Origin of the sequence: Paraburkholderia sp. RL17-380-BIE-A, from assembly GCF_046028085.1 — a bacterium.
Lineage (GTDB): Bacteria > Pseudomonadota > Gammaproteobacteria > Burkholderiales > Burkholderiaceae > Paraburkholderia.
This window is the reverse complement of record NZ_JARESQ010000002.1, coordinates 90,331-109,395: the sequence shown is the minus strand read 5'-3', so window position 1 is coordinate 109,395 and position 19,065 is coordinate 90,331. Positions and strand designations below refer to the sequence as shown.

Sequence of the window (19,065 nt, the reverse complement as noted above, 5' to 3'; positions counted from 1 at the left end):
TCGAACATGTTCTTGACCCTCCGCGCCTCCGCCGCTGCAGCGCTTGCAATCGTCGTAATTGCATCTGTTTCGAACCCCAAAATTGGCACAGAAGAAGCGGTCGAAGCCTCCAATCTACCTCTGCAGAAAGTTGCCGACGTGCCGCTCGGCGGTGGGACAACGCGCTTTGACCACGAAAGCTTTGACCCAAGCCGTCATCTGCTATTCATCGCGCACCTGGGCGATAGCGAAGTCGTCGCTTTCAACACGGAGATGTCTCGTGTCGTCGGGCGTGTCGCGAACGTCAGTTCGGTTCACGGAGTGCTGGCGGTTCCAGAACTGGGACGTGTCTATGCGTCCGCTACCGCCGCAAACGAGGTAGTTGCTATCGACATGGCGACGCTCGGAATAACAGCTCGCATGCCCACGGGGGCATACCCAAATGGGATGGCCTACGCGCCAGAGGCACGCAAGCTCTATGTCTCAGATGAAACCGGCAGGACTGTGACGGTCATTGACGTGCGAAGGTGAAGCTAGATTTGCTTATCTGTATCCAGGGTCCTTGCAATTGTTCGCAGCCGAAAACTCGCTCGTCGTCCGCTCCTTTCGCCAGATTGCTTTGCCCGCGCGTTTCGGATGTTCCGTGAAGTGCTGATTGCGCTCTGCGAAATAGCAGTCAATTGCCGCCTTCGCAGCATCCGCGGACGCGTAGTCACTATTGTGGATGATGGCTCTCGCCATGCCACTGAAGACTGATTCGATGACATTCAGGAATTGAGCACTTGCAGGCAAAGGAGCCAGTTCCAGAATCGGCTGATGACGCGATTGCGCTGCTTCATTGTGGTCAGAGATGAACGCCGACAACCTCCTCGAAAGATGCCAGGAGGCTGCGTCCCACGAGAGATACAGCTTCCGCATCAAACCGTACTCGTCAAGCAGGCCAGTTGCCATGCGAATCATCTCATCGGTGTTCTTGGCCGTGGAATAGAAATGCGTCACCCGGTTGGACGACAACTCCAGTGCGGCAGTGCAAATCAGACACCCCTTCGATTTCTGCCATTGCGGAACATTCGGCTGAACATCGGGGGCCGCCAGCACGCGGCCCGGCTTCATAGTGACGGAGAAGGGCCCAAACTCGTCGATAGAGAAGAACCGTTCGTCAGGCTGAAGGTTGGCCAGAACCGACCGGATGTGGTCAAGTTTTTCCAGATAATTGGGGTCGGTGCTTGTGAGGACAATCTTGGCCGATTTCCAGCGATAGCCGGCGTGCCGCATTATCGACCGGATAGCATCCGTGCCAGCATGATGTCCACGCACCGCCAGAACGCGCCGCAGGTCGACCATCTTCCATGTGGTCCTGTTAATGCCTGATGCAGACGGTGGCTCGTGCAAAAGCGTGAAGACCGCGCTCTTCAGCGCTTCGTCATCCTCCCTGCGGGGGCGGTTCGCTTTTGCGAACAGTGATTCCAATCCACCCGCCTTGTAATCGCCGATGTACGTGCGAACCGATGCGCGGCTAATGGCGAGATGCGTCGCGATTTCACGTAAGGAAAAGCCTGCTTCGTGTGCCAGCATGGTAAGCGACTTATGGCGCTGCATCCTTGATACCGGCAACAGCATTCGCATTAGCCTGTCCTGTTGCCTGCAATCCTCACCTGCCGGCACAGAAACGAGACCCTGTTCGACTTGATACATCCAGTTCTGCCATCGCTGCCGGCTCCGCTCAGCAGAGCCTATCTTCGGAGATTCGACAACACCCCATGTGCGCAATCGACGCCCGGCTGCCTCTTCGAGTTCCTCCGTGTCGTCCTCGCTAAACAAGCGGGCTAGGAACTGCGCTGCCCCGCGCTCCGGGAGTGCACGTACGATGCGTTGGACCGCTGACCATGGCACTGCCAGTTTTCGGCGGCGGGTGGCATCTCTCGTATTGTCGGTGACCCGGCAGTAGCCTGGGGGCAACTCGAAGCGGACCATTTTGCGGACAGTGTTCCGGCTTATCCCTTCGGCATTTGCGACATACCGGATAGATTCGCCCTTGTTGAGAACCCGCGCTCGGATACGCGTCCACTCTTTGATATCTGAGTACATGGGCAGCCTCCCCATCTGGGCCGCATCGAAATAGCATGCAATCGCTCGCGCTACCCTATCGGCTTCACAAGGCGTTAAGGGCGACCACAGAACTATTGAAACGCGGCCAGCATCTTGATGAAATTTCGCTTGGCACGGTAAGTATTCCGGATTTCATCGAGTTCAATGGTGAACTCCGCGTGCTCGCCCAGTTCTGCTCGCAACCGGCCGATGGCCCGTACGATTCCAGCAGCCTCGTCATATCGGGCATTTCGCGTGCCATTCTCGGCCGCGATTGGCAGCAAGCGGTGGTACAACGCAATGGCGTCGTGAGGATGGGTCTTCGCCCGAACCGCCGCCATCGTTGCCCACATGTTTACCGCTACTGGACCTCCGCAGAACGCCTCCCATGCGGTCTCACTTTCGCGCTCGGCGAGAAAAACCTTGACCAGTTCGGTACGGCTCGGTGTTTGCCAGTGACTGCGCTTCGCCTTGGACGTTGCCTCTTCCGAGCGGACAAGCCCCCATATATGCTTGAGTGCGCGCTCGCGCGTTAAATCGTACCGACCGGTTGTCTTGGCGACATCCATCAGCGCAGTGAACGCTTCGGCAACGGGACGCGATTCAAAGCGCTGCCAGGCGAATACATCGGCCTTCTCAAAATCCTTCCGCCGTAAGTACTCAGTTATACAGAAATCAAGCAGACGCACGTCAGTATTTTTTCCTGACTCCCTGAGCCCGCGCTCCGCCCAGGTCAGCCCTTCATCGGGACGCCCATGCTTCGCGCAAAGCTCCGCGACCAGCAAAAAACGGTATGGACTCGACAGGTCCTTCGAACGAATTCGAATCAATGCGTCGACGTCACCATCGAGTTCCGCGAGCCGCTCCATCGCCCGCTCCAGTCGCATCCGCAGCGGGTCGAACGACCTGCGATACTCATTGCTCGGGGCGAGCGACGGCAGCGCGTCCCATCCGTTCCCAACAAGCTCGCGGTACATGCGCAGTCCGGTGTCGCCTAACGGTTCGGCGTAAGCTGGCAGCACATCGTAGAACGTGTCCCATACGCCCTCCGTCTGGAGGCGAAACAGGCGCTCGGCAAGTTTCACCGCGTCCGGCCGCGTCTGCTGGCAGGCTGCTAGATGAACAGATGCGAGCTCCATAATTGCCGGCATGACGTCACCGCCAGAGTCATCAATCTGTTCGAGACTCTTTTCCGCGCCGGCAATCGCCAACTCCGCGAGCTCGACTACCTGCTCCGCTTTCGGCCCTGCGAGACGTTGGCGCAGCATATCTGCGAGCGACATCAGGCCGTCGCCATACGCTCCGGACTCGCGCCAGTCGAGCGGTCGCGAGATGCGCGTCGCCTGACGCACCGCAGTCTTCATGCTCGGCAATTCGCTGGCGCTTGCCGCGCGCGCAGCGAAGAGCAGCTTGTCACGCAGCGTCATGTCACGCTCAACCGCTTCGAGCAACAACCCCTGCAGACTTTCCTTATCCAGTGCCGCCACGTACTCGCGGATTTGCTCTTCGTAAGTCTTTCGCTTTTTTCGCGGCTTTGCAGCCTCGGTTTCGTCGACTTGAAACACTTCCTCGCCCGAGTTTTCGAGCCATGAAAGCGCGGTCGCAACAGCATGTTTGCAGAAGATGCCGTCGCCGCCGACGGGGCAGTCGCATTCGTACGTCAGTTCTCCGTCGTCACCTACGCCAAGTTCGACGCTATATCGATGTGTGCCGCGCACACTGGCGCGAAGCACACCGTCATGCTCCTCAAGGCGCGACACCACACCGTCGTGGAAATAGGCTTTGCCCCGAGCGAACGTTTTCAGGTCAGCGAGCGACTGGACCTCGGTGAGGGTAATGATGTCTGTAAACGGCGACTGGCGAGACGCGGCACACATTGGTATTTTCTCTACGTGAGTCAATGCACGATTCTATCTCGCCGCCCGCGCGGGGCTGTGTCGGGTGGTGGGTTTGCGCCACATCGGACCGCTGCGTGCACCAGCAATCAACGCGCCGGATTGGTGAGCCGCCAGATTTCGCGCCCGGCGCATCGGCAACTACAGCTTCTTGATGTCAACTTTGACCGCAAGCTGCACTGATTTAAGCCTTTCTTCGAGCCGCCTGCGTTCGGCATCGCGCAGTAGCCCCTCAATGCTCAAATCCTGGTGAAGCTGGTCCCAATGCAACATCGTGCCCGATGCGGAAATTCGGACCGCTCTTCGTTGCTCAGGCGTCGCCGCCAGCAATTTCGGGTACTGTCGCCAAGGGACGTGCAGCTTGCCGCCGTCCTGTAAGCGGACAATGAAACTGTCCTCATTCATGGTTACTTCGATTGCAATCGGTCGGATGCGATTTGTCATCTCTCCATCCTTCAAGCCGCGTGGTGAAAGTTCGTCGCGGCAGCACCAGTTACGGAAGTCGTGCGTCGGCGGTCCAACTTCTCTTGTTGAGGTCCTGCTAGTGTCGAACGGGTTGTTAAAGCCCAGGCGGTTCGTCGTCCTCCGTCTGAGTGTCGAGATATCGCCTTACCCTTTCGTCCAATTCTCGCCGGTAACGCATGACGGACCCCTCATCGACGATGTACTCGCCGTCATGGCCGGGCGCACCGTGAAGGTGTCCGCTTTGCAGCAGATGTCTAACGTGCGACCGGCTCACAAAGAGGAACCTCGCGACTTCGGCGATTGTCATGTTTGGCTCCACTAGGGGCGGGCAACTGCAGCAGTCTGCGGTCACGTTTGTTTGTTGTAGATGTCGGCGCTTTCCGAGACACGCGCAAGGTTTTCGAGCGCCCTGCGGCCGCGCCGTCTTCCTCTCAAGCGGTAAGCCTCCGCTTCTTTGCGTGCGACCGTGTACCTGCCGTCCGGATTTCTCCTAGCGCGCAGTTTGCCGTTGCCGATTAGCTTGACGACATAAGCTGGTGTGACATTTAGCATCACCGCAACTTCTGCGACGGTCATGGTTTGGTTCATGTCCATACTCGTGGAACAGTGGGCTACCCGGCGCCGTCAACGGCCTTCAACTCTCACGCAATCTCCGCGTGAAATCGGTTTACATTCGAGCCTGCTTTCCGCCACCTGTTACCACCCAAGCAGGACTCGCAGCCGTTCCATAAGCCAATCCGTCTCAACAGCGCTTGTCCATCGCTTGCCTTCAATGGCTCGTCGCATTCGTCGGAGCGTCGTATCGTGCGAGTGCCCGGGAAACTTTGCAGCGTCCTTGAGCGTTTTGGAAACCAGCTGCCGCGCTAGGTCCTCGCAAATTTCCCATCGCTGATATCTTTCTGGTGCCGTCAGGCCGACGACAAGCCTTCCGGCAATCCTCCGCGCGGCGAGTTTTGGTTGCGACCCGGACAGTGACGCTGGCGTCGTGTCTGAGGGAAAGTCGTCGGGTATCTGCGAGCTCAACTTTTCGTCAATCAAGAGCTGCTCGACGTCGAGCATGAGCGCGCCAACGCAGATATCTTCGTCCAATTGATTCCAACGCAGCTGCGCGCCGGCCGCGCAAACGTGGGCTTCATGTCGCTGCTCGGGCGTCGCCGCTAGCAATCGAGGGAACCATCGTAACGGGACTCGAAATTCTCGACCGTCTTTGAGCAGGAGGGTGATGTCACGTTCATTCACCTCTACCGAGATTGCTGTTGGTTCATCGGGGCTTGTCATTCGTTCTCCCTGCTCATTTGTCGACTAAATGCGCTTGCAAAGATGAGTGATGATACGTTTAGCGATTTCGACGAAGCTCTCATGCTTATCGCGGAGCACCGTCTCTGGATGCAGCACAGTGCCCGGGGCAGCGACGACTCGGGACCGGACGTACTCACCGTCCACAACGATTTGCACGCAAGCCTCCGGCGTCAGCGTTGACTGTCCAGCCGTATGTCGCTCAACAAACAGAGTAAATTTTCGAACGGTTGGATAAGGACCCAACGGCCACTCATACCCATGCGCGTACAGCGCTTCCGAGACTCGGTCCCAGAGCGGCTTTCGTGGGTCAATTTCTGCAGCCGCCGTATATAGCGGCTGAACCCCATCCGGTACAACCTCGTGTTTGCCCTCGTACATCTTAACGACAGTGCGTGACCACTCTGCGGTCCACACCGCAGCCACTCTTTGCAGCGCATTGAAATCAATATCGTCGGTCAGCATCTGTATGGGGCTTCGCCCGCCCATGCTGCCTCTTGACGACACGAGGAAATCCAACCGAGACCCTGATGGCGCCGGCACAATAATTCGGCAAATTGCCTGCAATCTATCGCGGTCAAGCGCTGGGTCTGCAAGCACAGCGGGGTAGTACTCCAGGTCGTCGACCGCCATCTTAAATACGCTGCCGTCTGTCAGCAGCTTGCTGAGACGCCGCGGAGTGACGCCGAGGCGTTGGCGGAAGTCATCTTCTGAAATCAGCTCGCCATTTGCAATCATGGCGTGGCGGGCATCGAGGGATTGCTGCCAAAGGTGCTCGCGTAGAGCGTTGCCGCCGACGTCCTCACCAGCCTCGATGTACGCGTCGCGGACAATCTTTTCTATGCGGACAATCACTTCGTCCGGCAAATTCTGGAACTTGCTACGGTCCGTCGCTGGCAGCCGGAACTTGTTCGCCGCGATTTTGCGCACAAGAGATGACGCTACGAATTGTGGGAGGTCGTATTGGGCGTCGATGCGTTGCATGGCAATGTCCCAACCGCTGTTAGCCACTTGTGACTCCATGCGTGAATGACAATATGACTACGCGCTACGATATCTACAACTGCCAGCGACGGCACTTGGCAGTCTTGCCGGCGTTGTAATCGCGAGCGAACTGGCCGGGACCGCTACACTTCGACGACGAGCGCCCCATTGAATGTTAGGTTTTCCCATTCCAGTGTGTCCGGCGATTCTGCGTAGTGTCGATTGCGCGCATACCCTCGCGGATTCGCAACCACACGGCACTTACCGACCTTGTAATCGAAGGAGTCGTGCACGTGGCCGTGGACCCACAGGTCAGCTTGCTCGACAAGCGATGTCAGGTCACTAACGAACGCTGCGTTTAACAGGTCGCCGACGTAACGAGGATGAACTGATTGCGGATGCGGCCCGTGGTGCGTTACAACGATGGTCTTGCCATTGAAGGGCAATGCGAGCTGTTCCCGAAGCCAAGCCCGTGATTTCATGTGTTCGGCGCGAGCGATGGCTGGCGTGAAATACCCGCCGTCTCCGACGCGAATCGAGCTATGGTCGCGGAGGCAACGCTGAGCCTCGCGCATCGCTGCGGGTGCATGCCCATCAAGCCCGTAGTCGGTCCACAGGCATGTGCCAAGAATCCGGAGGCCACCTACGCGAACCGCGTTGCGCTCAAGGTAGTGGACGTTTGTGCCAGTTGCCGCCCTGGCGATTTCTGTTGTCACGCCGTAGTAGTGCGCCGAATATCCTTCGTGGTTCCCATGTACGTAGTAGACCGGCACGGGCCAGTCCGCGAACGCTTTGATAGCGTGCGTATGTGAGTGAATGTCGCCGGCCAAAATTAAAGCGTCGGCATCCGGCGCTGCCTCGATGACGCGATAATCCGCGAACCGATAGAGCATTTCGAGATGAAGGTCGGAGGCAATCTGAAAGCGCATCATCGTTCTCCGGCCGGGTCACCTGTAGTGCGTGGCTGCGCGAAAATTGCAAGCGTGTCAGCGTTGACGCGGGCGGCCAGACGACATGCTTCGTCTAGCGGTATCTGCGGCAGGAACGGTGATGAATCGGCTGCCCATTCCATCAATCGTTCCACTGTTAGGCGGTCGTGCGACGAGGTAATCAATGCAGACATACCCACGCCTAATATTTCGGCGTTAGGGTGCACCATGCCCTCGACGTCAATGCCGCGTGCCCCGGCGATTTCGCAGAAACAGAAATACATCGCGTCAAACGCGCATTTAAAGCGGGTATGCGGCGACAGCGACGAGTTGTGCGCGTCGCGCAGGTACGCCGCACTGGTGACTAGCCGCCACCGCATAGACTCAACCATTGACGGCTTGCCGCGGAAAGCCCGACCTAGCAGTAATCCGACCGCTGCGCATCCGGCTGGAATGCCGAGCAGCTGCAGGAGCCGAGAGATGTCGCCGCGACTCATTGCACGCGTCCGCTGGCAGGTGGGTACCGGTCGCGTTGGCAGCAAGCCACTCCGTTAGCTGTTTTCGTGCTTCCAGCGCGCCTAACCCCGTTTCCGGTCCTGAGTGCAAAAAATGTTGTTCGACCCCGGAAAAGACACCCCATGCCTCGTTGTCAACCACTAACCACCTTGTCAGACCATACCTTGCCGCGTGGCAAAAGACGGTCATCGTGTTCGCTTTGCCAGCTCTGATTTCGCGAAAGCGGAGCGCGGTGCCAAGTGTTGTGCCGACAACGCTGAGACGCAGCTGGTCTGGTAGCAGAGCAACGGTCTCTCCGGCCCCTAGACTGTGCAGCCAAGAAGTCGTTAGGACTATTTGTACCTTTGGGTATGGTGTGAGGACGCCAACAAGATACGGCGCGTATTGGTGCAGCGGCCGGCACGCATCCAGAGTGATGTCGCCAAACTCGTCCAGTAGGCCGTGACCGCGGTTCGGCATGCCCCTATAGTTGAGATGAATCGTAGGTGAAAAGGGAAGAGAGGTTTGAGGTCGTGCCATGAATTCCATCATCATCTGCTCCGCTTACGTTGCCGATTCAGTTCGCTGGGAATGCCGCTGACTCGGAGGGCCCGAGGCAAATCTGCCGCAGCCAGCGCGAACATCAATGCCTTTCTCTGTCGCGCCGCGTCACCGCCGCGCGATTGAGCAGTGCCTTGGAAAATGCACGACAAAGAAGGCGAAAGACGTCGCGTTTCTGAATGCCCGTCTCGCCTCGTCGAGTCAGCATGGGGCGCCGCCGTTCAAGATGCCGCTTTAGTAGTCGCGCCAGCTGCTTTGCAACCCCGCTTAACGCGTACCCCGCGACGCGCGAAGTTTCGGGGCCGACGAAATTTGGCCATTTCTGCCGCTTCGACTTCATGTCGGCTCATCCGGGGTGGATGGACTTGACAGCGAGCATGAATCGGGCGGTCCAAATATGATTTCCAAACGACGTGCAAGCACTTGCTGCACGTCTTTGTCTCCAAGGCCGACACCCACCTGGCAATGAACGAGGCGCACCTCGTAGCCATCGAATCCCGAGCGCATGTCATCGATAGCAAGCCATCGCTGAAGCCTGTGACGCTGAACGAAACGAAGGACCTGAGTCCCTCGCGGCAAGGCGGCCCAACCTTCATCAACAGCGTCTTCTTTTTCGAAAGTGGCGCCGCGCACTCGTGCTCGCAATGAATCGCTCGGCAACTGCGCCACCGTAAGGTCGTATCCAAGAACTTCGACCCAGGAGCTGCTGAGGATGATTGCGAGAGCCGGGTAGGGCTCGAGTAGCTGCTCGAGAGTAGGGGCGAATTCGAAAAGCGTGCTGGTGTGTGACTCTGGGATTACTTTGCCTTCAAAAAGGAAAGCGTCCGAAGCGTGCAGGGTGTTATCAATGTCGAGGAAGACGACGCCTGCGCGTTCCGCCAGCTTCGCTGTTGGTGCCGCTCTCGCCGTGGCGGCGCGGCGTCTATCGGCGGCCGCAGCCATAATTTGCGTATCCCAAGGCGGCCCCCACGCACCGGGCAAAGCCTGGGCAGAGCGACTAAGGTCCGCGTCCTGAGGGTAGTGGCGGAGCAATTGGCCGGCCATTGTTCGTACTAAGTCCCACAAGATTTCATCCTCGGCCCCGCGGACTGTCTCAAGGAACTGGCGCGTCTCCCTAACGGCCTTGGTCCGTTGTTCAGGTGTCGTCACGGCGACCTCCGCACATACACTCCCTCGTAATGTCGACGTCCCACGAGACACGACGAACTAGGCGCCACTGTTGCGACGTCTCAGCGGTACACCGGCCGGACATCTTGACGGTCTGATTTTCAGCGAAGGGAGTTGCTTTCAAGACTGGCATCGCTAGTCTCCCGTATCGACCTGAAAATCAGACCGCGAGCCCAGCATGCCGAACGGCGGATGAAAATACTTGTATGTTACGTCGGAGCAAGTACACACATCGTTCTTCAGACACCATGCTATCCACAGAAACATGGTGTCGTGCGTCCATCCGGGCTCACTAACAAGCCGGTACCGGCGGCCAGAGCTGGTGATGGCGACCAACGAAAACGCGTCGAGCTCGCGTAGTGCGGAGGTCACGCGCGCCACACCCGTATCGGCTCGCATGCCAACAAGGTGGCGCTCATCGCGCTCTGTCTGCATGACGCGCCAGTGCTGCAGCGTGAGCTCTGGCTCGATGTCTACGGAAGGAGGGAACCAGACTGGCATGGTCTGTCTCCATGAGGAGGCATTCCGCGAAGTCAGCGAGGCATGCCTGAGGCATGAGTTGCATGCTGCTTCAACGGCGGGGGCGCTCGCGTAGTTCGACTTTTATGCGCGTCAAGTGCGATTTTTTTCGCACTTACCCAGTGTAGGCCGACATCCTGAAAACGCAAGGTCGTTTCGGCTTTAGCCAACGCTAGTGGCTCTCGTCTAGCGACGTAGCTTTGGCGGCTTCAAGAAGGTCCTCGTAGTCCACATACCGTTCGAGCGAGTCCGAGCCGAGGACAAGAAGCAACTGTAGGAACACGGAGAGTGGCATGCCTCCGGAAGCGATGCTCGCTTCCAAGGTCTTCGCGGGCAGGGTTGCACCGAGACGGCCGAGGCGCCGCGAGAGTTCCGAAACGTCGTTGGCAGGCTGGCGTGCAAGCTCGCTAGCGATGACATCTCGGGCTTTTTGCTCCCAGTTGCCTTCGCGGCAAAGCGCCTGAGTCCACCGTTCGGGCGGAGTCGCGGCAGTGATGGAGATAATCTGAAGCAGCAAGCTAAGCTTCAGCGTTCCCCTAGAGATACGGGAGACCAGTGCGCGTTCACCGTCCGCGCTTCCATCTGCGGCGAGCGCGTCCGCGAGCGCCGCGTAAGTTACGTCCTTCCGCGCCAGGACGACTCGTGCGACGCGGGATGCCAGTCGGGACCAAGGGGTATCGGCTTCGCTCATAAAATCCTTGCGTTCGCCAAGTTATGGACTACGCTTAAGTGCGAAAAACATCGCACTGAGTTGTCGGCTCGATAGAAGCAAAAGAGCATTTTTCAGCAACGAGTCCCCGTTTGCCGGCATCGCTGCGCGGCACTACTTCGAGTATATCGTCAGCCTCCGGCATGGTCACATGTTCGCGCTGAAATGGTTGCAACGATGGCCTCTCATTCGATACTTTACCTTGCGGTCGAGGGCGTTCTTTTGCGTAGAACGTTTGCCCCTCCGCGATTAGGCCGCGGCGCAATCTATCTAGCAATTGATAGTGCACCTGTGACCCAACTGAGCGCCTTGCTTGTGGAGGAGCAGCATGTCGACGTCGTTCTGACGTCGAGTTGGGTAAACACAGTGGGCTTTCACTGCGTGCTTGACCTATTACCCGAATCGCTAGGGGCTCATGTTGTGGGCGCGACCATACCTGGTAATAGGTTGTTGCGCCACAGGTTGAGCCAGAACACCAGCAAAAGCGAATGGCTTGCTGAAGATGTTCGGAGGCGACAGCCGCAGGTCGTGACTGTTCTCGAAAGCGATGCCCGCCATGTGCCGGTTCCGTTGCGCGATGAGGTAGTTATTGTTCCCAACGGGCTTTGGGCGGCGGACCATGACGACTGGCGGCGGCTGCGACGGATGCTTGCCCGCAAGCGCTGTATGGCTTGAGCGCTTCCTTCTAAAGCGTAGGCGACATTTTTTAGCTGAGCGGTTGCCCTTGCGTCCCGCATGAGCTCGTGCGTAACCAAACTCCGACAGGACCGCCCCTAAAGGGTTTCGGCGTCGCGACGGAAGTCGAAAGACTCTTATTTCTGAAATTTTGGCGTTAGCTTGCCGCCACTTTAGACGTCAGCTTGCCGCCATTTTAGGAGTCAGCTTGCCCATGCATTTTAGAAGAGGCCCTCGGGGGGGGGCGCTCCGCTGGCGGTTTGTGGAGCGCCAAATCGAATAAATGTTGAGGGCCGGCAAGAAAGTTTGAAGCGAGTGCCGCCCGCAAAGATAGGCGGAGCAAGGCTTGTACGGAATGCGTGAGGAAAATTGCGAAGAAACACTTGACGAACGCCAACTGCCGAGTATGATAACCGGCTAGTTTGCATCTAGTAATTACAGAGCTAATCGCAAACATTATCTCCTAAATTTTAGATTGTGACAAGGCAGAAGGGGCTTTTTTCTAAAATTTGCCCTCAGCAGGGCAGGCTGAGAGCGAGCGAAGCAAACGATGCCAATTGACGATTTGTGACCTGCGGCGCGCCGCTCAGTTGGGTTGGTGCATCACCCGAGAAGGCCGTTCCCGTCAGCGGCTAGGGCTTTCTCGGAGGGTGCTTCGAAAAATCTAAGTCGCACGTATCCTTAGCGCATGCGGCGAAAAAGGTTTCTATGAGAACTTTCACTTTCACATCTCGCCCTAGTCTCTCCAGCGGCACCAGATATAGCTTCCTTCGGCGCGATATCCAGAGCAAGTCAATGTTGAGGGACCCATATGTAGATTGCCACGTGGTTCTCTCAACGAATACGAAAAAATGGTGGGCCGCGGAGAACGCAACATCCAGTTTGCTGCTGGACCAACTCAATAGCCTTTCAATCAAGGCGTTGACGACATTCACTGCTCGTCCGTCCACCGATTTGGGGGGTGCCAGCCGCCAGTTGAATCAATCATCAGGAAGAAGAAAATTCGAGTCCCCCTCCCAATTCGCCGCGCGAGCCAGCGAACTGATGCCTCTTGTACACCAACCACTGCAGCGCAGCGAAATTGGCCTACCGGCCGCTCGTAGTGTTGTGTTGAATAAGCACGCGCCGCTTGGTCTGGCAATGACGTACTCGCGCACTCGGCGCATCGACGGTCTTCCACCAATACTTCTTACTGGCGGGGGCGAATTAGACACGGTATGGCTGCACCTGGAGGTCCGACAGCAGCATTCCGATGCAGGCAAAAGCACCTCTAAATCGAGTGCGAGGTAAGGATGACAATTCACATTGTTCTTGGTAACGCCATCGTCGAGCGAATCCATTGTCGTGTCCAAGGATTGCTTGGAAGCATTGAAAGCCCCATCGACGCTATTGCCGAAAATCGTCGCGCTGTGACCCGCGAAACCGAAGTGGCCTCGACCCCATCCGAATACGCTCGCCCGAGGGAACGCAATGAATGAGCTTGCAGAGCGCGTATGCACGCAGGTCGTATCTTCGGGGACTCAGTACCAAACAATGGAGCTCACAGACGAAGTCGAGTCGGAATCCCTTGAGGCGCGTCAGCGAAGGAGCCTTCGACTCCCTCCACGTTCATGCGTCACGCCGGCGAACGAAACGAATCCATTGACCTGTTTGTTGCCCGACGTCAAAACAATAGAGCATGCCACCGAAGCGCTACGGTGGCGCGGCGTAGGGCGACCCGCGGACCCGAACAGTATCGACATAGGATATTCAATCGAGGCCTACGCGGCGTTCCCAACAGCATATCTGGCGACTACTGAGGCAGCCGAACTGTACATGAAGATACTTTCCGCAGTTCGCTTCTCTCTTCGATTACGCAATCCCTGCGAAATCCGGTATGCGCGCTTCTACTGGGACCAAGGGGATGTAATGGAGGGAAGCCAGACTCCAGCCTTTCCAGATTTCCTCGAAAGTCTTGTCGGCTTGAGCATAAAGTTGATTGGAGTCTCCGGCGCTGGACGCACCGCATTCCTGCAGCGACTTCGAGTAGCCATGGGTCGCCCACGATACATGAAGAGGATAGCTGGCAAAGGTCCCGTCGAGATGCGTTTCGTTCCAATGCTCGTCGTGACTTGGCCCGATTGCTCCACGCTGAGCGGCTTCATTGAGAATTTCGGCGAAGCGCTAATGGGCGAGCTTTCTTCATCGAAGACGCGAAAGGACAACTTCGCCTATTTTCGTGGGAAGAACGGCCCCTCAGCAGTAATTGCCGCCTGCATCTTTCTTAACTTGGGTCTTCTTGTGATTGACGGCGGGAACAGGTATGCGCTCCGCAGCGAGGCCAACGAAATTCTGGACTTCATTTCGAATTTCCAGCGTCGCTCGGGAATTCCTGTGGTCGTATCGGGAACCTACATATTCGAGATGGCTGTCATGAAGCGTGGAAGCAAGGGGGCGAATTTTTCAACTGCCCATGCGGCATATTTTGACGCGATGCCGCGCCCGAGTCCCGACGACTGTAAGAGTAAGCGTCGTACCATTTGGGGGCGGGCAATCGAATGGCATTGGAAGCTCGGCCATCGGGAAATGAGCGCTCCGTGCCCACCCTTTCTTTCCCTAGTGGTATGGGATTACGCATTTGGGAGGGCCCAGCAATTATGTGAAGCGCTCAACCATCTGCATCACAAAATTTTGCTGTATCCCGAGTTGTTAGCCGATGGAAAGCTCAACGAAGAATATGTTCGTTGCGAGGTGGCCAACCGTCTCAGAGGTTTCTCCGAGACGGCGCGGGTCTTGACGACTTTTCGGGAAACGAAACATTTGGACAGAGACGACTTTATGGTACATGCAGACCATCTCCCGTATGAAGCGCTATATGTAGCTTCGACCAGTAAGTATCTGCGTGGTCTGACACAGACGTGACGGCGGCCGAATGAAACCTGAGGCGGTGGTAACCGCAGACTTCCCGCGGGAGGAAACGCTGAACAGTTTCCTCGAGAGAAGCGGCAAATATCACTTTGGACAGTCGTTCGAAAAGATGTGTAGGCAAATGCTCGACCGCGGGCCTTCTCTCGGTGGATTGCCTGGGTCCATCAAAGCGTTCTGCACGGCTACTGAAAACGTGTTCGGTGACGAAGACGCAATCCTCTCAGAACATGTACTGTATGACTTTTGCTGCTGCGGATTGCGTAGTGAGCATAGGTTGCTGTTTCGCGAACGGCTTCTCGAAGGACCGGCCGGAGGGCCATTATGGCCTGCACGACTTCCCGTCCTCTTTCCTCCAAGTCGTTATCAGTGTCTTCGGTGCGAGCAGTGCGATGAAGTGGCTCGCGACACCTACGGGTTCACCTTCGTAGACCGGCGGACCACGGCACCTTTCGTAACGATGTGCCCAATACATCATGAACGATTAAGACAACGGCGAACGCAGCATTTCGACGATGGATGCCGAGCCTTGGCGAGCGAGTCGCAGGTACGGCGCGCTCTGGAATTCGCCGACCGGGTATATGCATGCGTGGACACGTTATACCAAGATTCGGGCTACGACCGGTCGGTGGTTAAAGATTGCTTAACCGATTCCGGGTGGATAACCGGAACGGGTCGGTTGCGAGTGTCCTCGTTAGTTCAAACTTTCTCCGATTTTTTCGCTGGTGGTTTGGGAGATATTCGACTCGACCAGTTGTGTAGCACCCAATCTCTCGTTGAAGCGGCGGTAAGACGACTGACGGAAGGAGACCGGCCGCTCCATACCGTATGGTGTGTGCTCCTGAAATGGTTTGGCGAAAACTGTCAAAGGACGCATTTCGTCGGGTCTCGGTCAAAAGCCTCTCCAAAGCGACCTAAACTGGACATTGAGGAGACTCGCCAAATCGTCGCTATGGAGCCTACGCTAACGTCGGCGGCTGAGCGGCTCCATGTGTCAACGACTTTCCTCTCGGTCGTCTGCAGCCGGGAAGCAATCCCGTTTCACTCGACGCCACGCAAGGTGACGGACGCCCGACGAGCTTCGGTTATTGCACTTCTCAAGCTTGGTCTGTCCGTTGCCGACATAGCGATAAGAACTCAACTATCGCAGATTTCAATCTACCGCATTCGCGCATCTATTGACGTACTAAAGGAGGCGCATAAATTGGCGTCGCTTAAAGTGCGAATCACTCGTATCAGGCAGGGTTGGCTGGAGATATGGAGGCAGCATCCAAACGTCAGCGCATCGGAGCTACGGCGCCTGGCTCCCCACATGTTCGCGCCGCTATACCGCTACGATAGGGCTTGGCTGAAGGTGAATTCGCCACCACCGCAACAACCGTCATGGCGCCACAATTCCGCTCGGCTTGACGAGGAGCTTAAGCGGCTTCTGCTTAAGTCTATCGACTTGGTCACATGCGATAACGGTGGAGAACATTGCCGACCTAAACGGCTAGCCCGTTATCAAATTGCTAGAGAAATAGGGGCGTCAGAATACGCGGTACGCGAAGCAAGCAGAGTGGCCGCCAGCCCACATCGCGCACCGGGTGACTGAGCAGCGGGATACTTTCCGCTTTCCAAACAGTAACGAGACAACATGAGGCGACTCGATTGAAACCCCTTGATTTCGGGCACACATTCCTTGCTACACCAGATATCTATGAAGACGAGTCTATTCGTTCCTATTTGCAAAGGGCGATGAAATGCAGTCCCAGCTCGGGACGTCAGCGTCTTCGAGAGTTGGTCGAAACCTCCGCTAGGCTCCCGTGGATTTTTCCCTCACAGATTGAAAAAATCGTCGAGTTGTACAGCAGTGTCTTTGAAGACTCTGAGCACGCGATTTACAGTTACACATGCTTCCCAACGTGGAAACTTTTCCTGCACGAGGACGACGAAGCGTTGCTCTATCGTGGTCACGTTTCTGTTGGCGAACCTGGACTGGCAGCAGTAACTGGTTATGCGTACCTAGGCCGCGCGCATCGTGCGATACCGACCATCTGTCTATCGTGCATAAAAGAGCAGATAGCGAGTCCGAGCCGGGAGACGTATTGGCGCAGATTTGACTTTTTGCCTGGCATGACCGTGTGCGGAAAACACGTTGAACCGCTCCACACTTACTGTAAACGGTGTTTCGCAAAGCGAGGGAGGGCGGGCGGATTGCCTCCTCCGATGGAAGTCTGCGAGTGCGGAGGAGAACTGCATCAACTGCGGCTGTTTGAAGGCGAGTCGGCCTTGGAAGCCGAGGCTGATATATCAAGAATTATGGTTGCTCTCACCCGGAGCGGAGTTCCTCGCGAATACACCAACGGCGACTACCGCAGCCTTGTCTCGCACACGACAAGTCGGATGGGGCTTGAAGGGAAAGCAGGTAGGACGGATTTCGAAGCGCGGATTTGCGAACAGGTTGGGGTGGAGCAAGTGGCAGCATGGCGTGTAAGTTTTAGCAAAAATGGTGCCTTCGTACGGGGTGCAAGAGGAAAGCAAAGTTGCCGTCACCCTGCTCACAATGCAATTCTGATTAAGGCTCTGTTTGGCGATTTCGACGGTTTCGAAGTGGCATTGAGAAAGGCCGGAACCGATACTTGTAAGCGGGAATCGACGGGTGAGCCGACAGCAGGTGCGGTTTCGAATATAGCAACATCTTTGCAGCAGAAAGGTCCCGGTGAAAGACGAAAGAAGCGTATTGCTTGTTGGAGTGCGCTTCCGCGAGCCGATTTGAGGAAAACGAAGGAGACGATGCGGAGGCGGGTTATTGAGTTGAAGGAACGGGACCCGGAGGCGGGGAGAACACAGCTTGAAGATTGGACTAGGGTTTTTCTCGCTCATTTCGATGGAAAATGGTACGACCAGAATCTACCAACCAAAGATTCGCAACTGTGGCGGGTACACGAAAAGCTTATTCAACTGGGGGTGGCGCAGACAGCGGAAGAGAAAGCAGCTGAGATTCGAGAGACCCGGCGTGAACTTGACGAACTCTGTCCGCCAAGGCGGATTAGCGCCACGATGCTTTGGGGGCCAATAGCGATGTACGGTGCCACGACAAAATTGAAACAACATCCCGTTGTCCTGCGCGCGTTGAAGGAGTGTGAGGAGGCTCCCGATGAGTGGAGAGGGAGGAATGAAGCGATATGGTGCCGGAAGGTCGCGGAGTCTTTCCCGGACTCGCGCTATGCTGACCTCGACGCATTCGCTGGCCTGTCTGCTAAGGACAGGTTTATTAGACTTGGAAATTTGCGAGCGTGGCTGTGGTACAACGTAAAAAAATAGGCGATTGTTCCGAACTTCCGTTCTCGAGGGAGCGTGCGGATGCGATTCGGGATGGATTGCCTCCGGACAAGCTCGTCAAGCGGCTTTTCGACCCAAGTAAGCCAGGTGAGCTCCCGTTGCGTGAACTCGCCGGAAGTCCGATTCTCACATGGCCAATTCTCGTTCCATCTCGAGACGCACGAGGGGTCAGAACTGGCAGCGACTTTGAGTGTTGGAAGAAGCCGCAAGACAGTAAGCTAGGCATCGCCAGCTACCAGTTTTGTTTGAAGCGACAGGGTGTCTTGAATTGCCATTCAGGGCTTGAAGCAAGATTGCTTGCTTTCTTCGACTTCTGTCCTTTTGTCCTGGAAGTACGAACACAGTACCCGTCGTGGTGCCGCGATGAGTACAGTCGGTATCGTGATGAAGGCCGCCGTTTCCCAAAGAATAAAGTCATGTCGATTGATTTTTTACTGACACTTCAGATACCAGGAATCCCTTACCCGGTGTATCACGGAGTTTCTGCAAAACCTTTTTCGATGCTTGAAATGAAAAACGTTAAGAGACGTCACGCCAAAGAAATTTCGCGACTGTTCAGCTGGTCGGCGTCTCATGAGGTAATGCACGAGCTAACGGTTCCGGATAGCGAGTATGGGAACTACCTGTTCCTCAATTCGTTGATGGTCCATGTCGATATCGAGCGATGCTGGATAGAGGCACATCAATTTGCAACTGACCTCATGAGTAGCACCGCGGTCGGAAGCATGGACAGAATTCTAGGCATGTTGGGCAATCGTCGCGGGTACAGTTTGGACGACTCTTATCGCTTGTTTGCCGTCGCGATATTCCTCGGGTATCTAGTCGTTGACCACACATTCCCCCTTGATGTTGACGAATCACTAAATCTGGTTGGGAGAGATATCGCCCGCAAGGCACTTCCCTCCTATCTGCTCGTCGACGAGTCATCCGGGTTCTAAACGAACGAGGTTTTGTTACAGGGTCGTAGCGGTGTCAGCGGGGTGGGATGACACGTTACTGGAGCGGCCGCCGCAATTGTATAAATCGTATTATATTGATTGAATAGGATTACATATGTTTGTTGGGTTGAAAAAGT

General features: G+C 56.3%; 20 protein-coding genes and 1 pseudogene. 7 read left to right on the top strand and 14 right to left on the bottom strand.

Features of this window, described 5'->3' with window-relative positions; genetic code table 11:
- Positions 1–6 precede the first annotated feature (6 nt).
- Positions 7–504 (top strand): annotated as a pseudogene (locus P0D68_RS03220) (YncE family protein); the annotation flags it as partial.
- Positions 505–522: 18 nt separating this feature from the next.
- Here P0D68_RS03220 and P0D68_RS03215 read toward each other — a convergent pair.
- From P0D68_RS03215 to P0D68_RS03150, 14 genes are all read right to left on the bottom strand, one after another.
- Entirely contained in the window at positions 523–2,067 is a 1,545-nt protein-coding gene (locus tag P0D68_RS03215) for an IS630 family transposase (protein ID WP_408468006.1), read from the bottom strand.
- A 92-nt stretch (positions 2,068–2,159) separates the two neighbouring features.
- On the bottom strand, positions 2,160–3,944 hold the full coding sequence (locus P0D68_RS03210; protein WP_408468005.1) for an SWIM zinc finger family protein: 1,785 nt from the start codon (positions 3,942–3,944) through the stop codon (positions 2,160–2,162).
- Between the two features lie 159 nt (positions 3,945–4,103).
- Positions 4,104–4,406 carry a DUF2442 domain-containing protein gene (locus tag P0D68_RS03205; RefSeq protein WP_408468004.1) on the bottom strand — a complete coding sequence of 101 codons (303 nt, stop codon included), beginning with the start codon at positions 4,404–4,406 and terminating at the stop codon, positions 4,104–4,106.
- A 115-nt stretch (positions 4,407–4,521) separates the two neighbouring features.
- Positions 4,522–4,734, bottom strand: a complete 213-nt coding sequence (locus P0D68_RS03200) for a helix-turn-helix domain-containing protein (RefSeq protein ID WP_408468003.1) — start codon at positions 4,732–4,734, stop codon at positions 4,522–4,524.
- A gap of 41 nt (positions 4,735–4,775) precedes the next feature.
- On the bottom strand, positions 4,776–5,015 hold the full coding sequence (locus P0D68_RS03195) for a helix-turn-helix domain-containing protein (protein ID WP_408468002.1): 240 nt from the start codon (positions 5,013–5,015) through the stop codon (positions 4,776–4,778).
- Between the two features lie 108 nt (positions 5,016–5,123).
- Entirely contained in the window at positions 5,124–5,705 is a 582-nt protein-coding gene (locus P0D68_RS03190) for a DUF2442 domain-containing protein (RefSeq protein ID WP_408468001.1), read from the bottom strand.
- A 24-nt stretch (positions 5,706–5,729) separates the two neighbouring features.
- Positions 5,730–6,707, bottom strand: a complete 978-nt coding sequence (locus P0D68_RS03185) for a hypothetical protein (protein ID WP_408468000.1) — start codon at positions 6,705–6,707, stop codon at positions 5,730–5,732.
- A 143-nt stretch (positions 6,708–6,850) separates the two neighbouring features.
- Positions 6,851–7,639, bottom strand: a complete 789-nt coding sequence (locus P0D68_RS03180; protein WP_408467999.1) for a metallophosphoesterase — start codon at positions 7,637–7,639, stop codon at positions 6,851–6,853.
- Complete coding sequence (locus P0D68_RS03175) at positions 7,636–8,133, bottom strand: hypothetical protein (protein ID WP_408468086.1); 498 nt, start codon at positions 8,131–8,133, stop codon at positions 7,636–7,638. Before P0D68_RS03175 ends, P0D68_RS03180 begins: the two co-directional genes overlap by 4 nt.
- Entirely contained in the window at positions 8,021–8,611 is a 591-nt protein-coding gene (locus P0D68_RS03170) for an HAD domain-containing protein (protein ID WP_408468074.1), read from the bottom strand. The genes P0D68_RS03175 and P0D68_RS03170 overlap by 113 nt, the downstream gene beginning before the upstream one ends.
- A 163-nt stretch (positions 8,612–8,774) precedes the next feature.
- A complete protein-coding gene (locus P0D68_RS03165) occupies positions 8,775–9,032 on the bottom strand; it encodes a hypothetical protein (protein ID WP_408467998.1) in 258 nt (85 codons plus the stop codon).
- Positions 9,029–9,841 (bottom strand): BPSL0761 family protein, encoded by an 813-nt coding sequence (locus P0D68_RS03160; RefSeq protein WP_408467997.1) that lies wholly within the window; start codon positions 9,839–9,841, stop codon positions 9,029–9,031. The genes P0D68_RS03165 and P0D68_RS03160 overlap by 4 nt, the downstream gene beginning before the upstream one ends.
- A gap of 153 nt (positions 9,842–9,994) precedes the next feature.
- Positions 9,995–10,360 (bottom strand): hypothetical protein, encoded by a 366-nt coding sequence (locus P0D68_RS03155; protein WP_408467996.1) that lies wholly within the window; start codon positions 10,358–10,360, stop codon positions 9,995–9,997.
- Between the two features lie 190 nt (positions 10,361–10,550).
- Positions 10,551–11,069: a DUF6471 domain-containing protein gene (locus P0D68_RS03150; protein ID WP_408467995.1), complete on the bottom strand. Its 519-nt coding sequence runs from the start codon at positions 11,067–11,069 to the stop codon at positions 10,551–10,553.
- Between the two features lie 183 nt (positions 11,070–11,252).
- On the opposite strand from P0D68_RS03150, the gene P0D68_RS03145 reads away from it, so the two are divergent.
- From P0D68_RS03145 to P0D68_RS03120, 6 genes are all read left to right on the top strand, one after another.
- On the top strand, positions 11,253–11,762 hold the full coding sequence (locus P0D68_RS03145) for an HAD domain-containing protein (protein WP_408467994.1): 510 nt from the start codon (positions 11,253–11,255) through the stop codon (positions 11,760–11,762).
- A gap of 1,292 nt (positions 11,763–13,054) precedes the next feature.
- Complete coding sequence (locus tag P0D68_RS03140) at positions 13,055–13,240, top strand: hypothetical protein (protein ID WP_408467993.1); 186 nt, start codon at positions 13,055–13,057, stop codon at positions 13,238–13,240.
- Between the two features lie 337 nt (positions 13,241–13,577).
- A complete protein-coding gene (locus P0D68_RS03135) occupies positions 13,578–14,663 on the top strand; it encodes a hypothetical protein (RefSeq protein WP_408467992.1) in 1,086 nt (361 codons plus the stop codon).
- 10 nt (positions 14,664–14,673) lie between these two features.
- On the top strand, positions 14,674–16,260 hold the full coding sequence (locus tag P0D68_RS03130; RefSeq protein WP_408467991.1) for a TnsD family Tn7-like transposition protein: 1,587 nt from the start codon (positions 14,674–14,676) through the stop codon (positions 16,258–16,260).
- A gap of 56 nt (positions 16,261–16,316) precedes the next feature.
- Positions 16,317–17,972, top strand: a complete 1,656-nt coding sequence (locus P0D68_RS03125; protein WP_408467990.1) for a hypothetical protein — start codon at positions 16,317–16,319, stop codon at positions 17,970–17,972.
- A complete protein-coding gene (locus P0D68_RS03120; RefSeq protein WP_408467989.1) occupies positions 17,945–18,928 on the top strand; it encodes a PDDEXK family nuclease in 984 nt (327 codons plus the stop codon). Before P0D68_RS03125 ends, P0D68_RS03120 begins: the two co-directional genes overlap by 28 nt.
- Positions 18,929–19,065 lie beyond the last annotated feature (137 nt).

What these genes read in the sequence shown, in the direction of transcription:
- P0D68_RS03215 (WP_408468006.1), bottom strand. Translation starts at nt 2,067, where the DNA reads ATGTACTCAGATATCAAAGAGTGGACGCGTATCCGAGCGCGGGTTCTC.
- P0D68_RS03210 (WP_408468005.1), bottom strand. Translation starts at nt 3,944, where the DNA reads ATGTGTGCCGCGTCTCGCCAGTCGCCGTTTACAGACATCATTACCCTC.
- P0D68_RS03205 (WP_408468004.1), bottom strand. Translation starts at nt 4,406, where the DNA reads ATGACAAATCGCATCCGACCGATTGCAATCGAAGTAACCATGAATGAG.
- P0D68_RS03200 (WP_408468003.1), bottom strand. Translation starts at nt 4,734, where the DNA reads ATGACAATCGCCGAAGTCGCGAGGTTCCTCTTTGTGAGCCGGTCGCAC.
- P0D68_RS03195 (WP_408468002.1), bottom strand. Translation starts at nt 5,015, where the DNA reads ATGAACCAAACCATGACCGTCGCAGAAGTTGCGGTGATGCTAAATGTC.
- P0D68_RS03190 (WP_408468001.1), bottom strand. Translation starts at nt 5,705, where the DNA reads ATGACAAGCCCCGATGAACCAACAGCAATCTCGGTAGAGGTGAATGAA.
- P0D68_RS03185 (WP_408468000.1), bottom strand. Translation starts at nt 6,707, where the DNA reads ATGCAACGCATCGACGCCCAATACGACCTCCCACAATTCGTAGCGTCA.
- P0D68_RS03180 (WP_408467999.1), bottom strand. Translation starts at nt 7,639, where the DNA reads ATGATGCGCTTTCAGATTGCCTCCGACCTTCATCTCGAAATGCTCTAT.
- P0D68_RS03175 (WP_408468086.1), bottom strand. Translation starts at nt 8,133, where the DNA reads ATGAGTCGCGGCGACATCTCTCGGCTCCTGCAGCTGCTCGGCATTCCA.
- P0D68_RS03170 (WP_408468074.1), bottom strand. Translation starts at nt 8,611, where the DNA reads ATGCCGAACCGCGGTCACGGCCTACTGGACGAGTTTGGCGACATCACT.
- P0D68_RS03165 (WP_408467998.1), bottom strand. Translation starts at nt 9,032, where the DNA reads ATGAAGTCGAAGCGGCAGAAATGGCCAAATTTCGTCGGCCCCGAAACT.
- P0D68_RS03155 (WP_408467996.1), bottom strand. Translation starts at nt 10,360, where the DNA reads ATGCCAGTCTGGTTCCCTCCTTCCGTAGACATCGAGCCAGAGCTCACG.
- P0D68_RS03150 (WP_408467995.1), bottom strand. Translation starts at nt 11,069, where the DNA reads ATGAGCGAAGCCGATACCCCTTGGTCCCGACTGGCATCCCGCGTCGCA.
- P0D68_RS03145 (WP_408467994.1), top strand. Translation starts at nt 11,253, where the DNA reads ATGGTTGCAACGATGGCCTCTCATTCGATACTTTACCTTGCGGTCGAG.
- P0D68_RS03140 (WP_408467993.1), top strand. Translation starts at nt 13,055, where the DNA reads ATGACAATTCACATTGTTCTTGGTAACGCCATCGTCGAGCGAATCCAT.
- P0D68_RS03135 (WP_408467992.1), top strand. Translation starts at nt 13,578, where the DNA reads ATGAAGATACTTTCCGCAGTTCGCTTCTCTCTTCGATTACGCAATCCC.
- P0D68_RS03130 (WP_408467991.1), top strand. Translation starts at nt 14,674, where the DNA reads ATGAAACCTGAGGCGGTGGTAACCGCAGACTTCCCGCGGGAGGAAACG.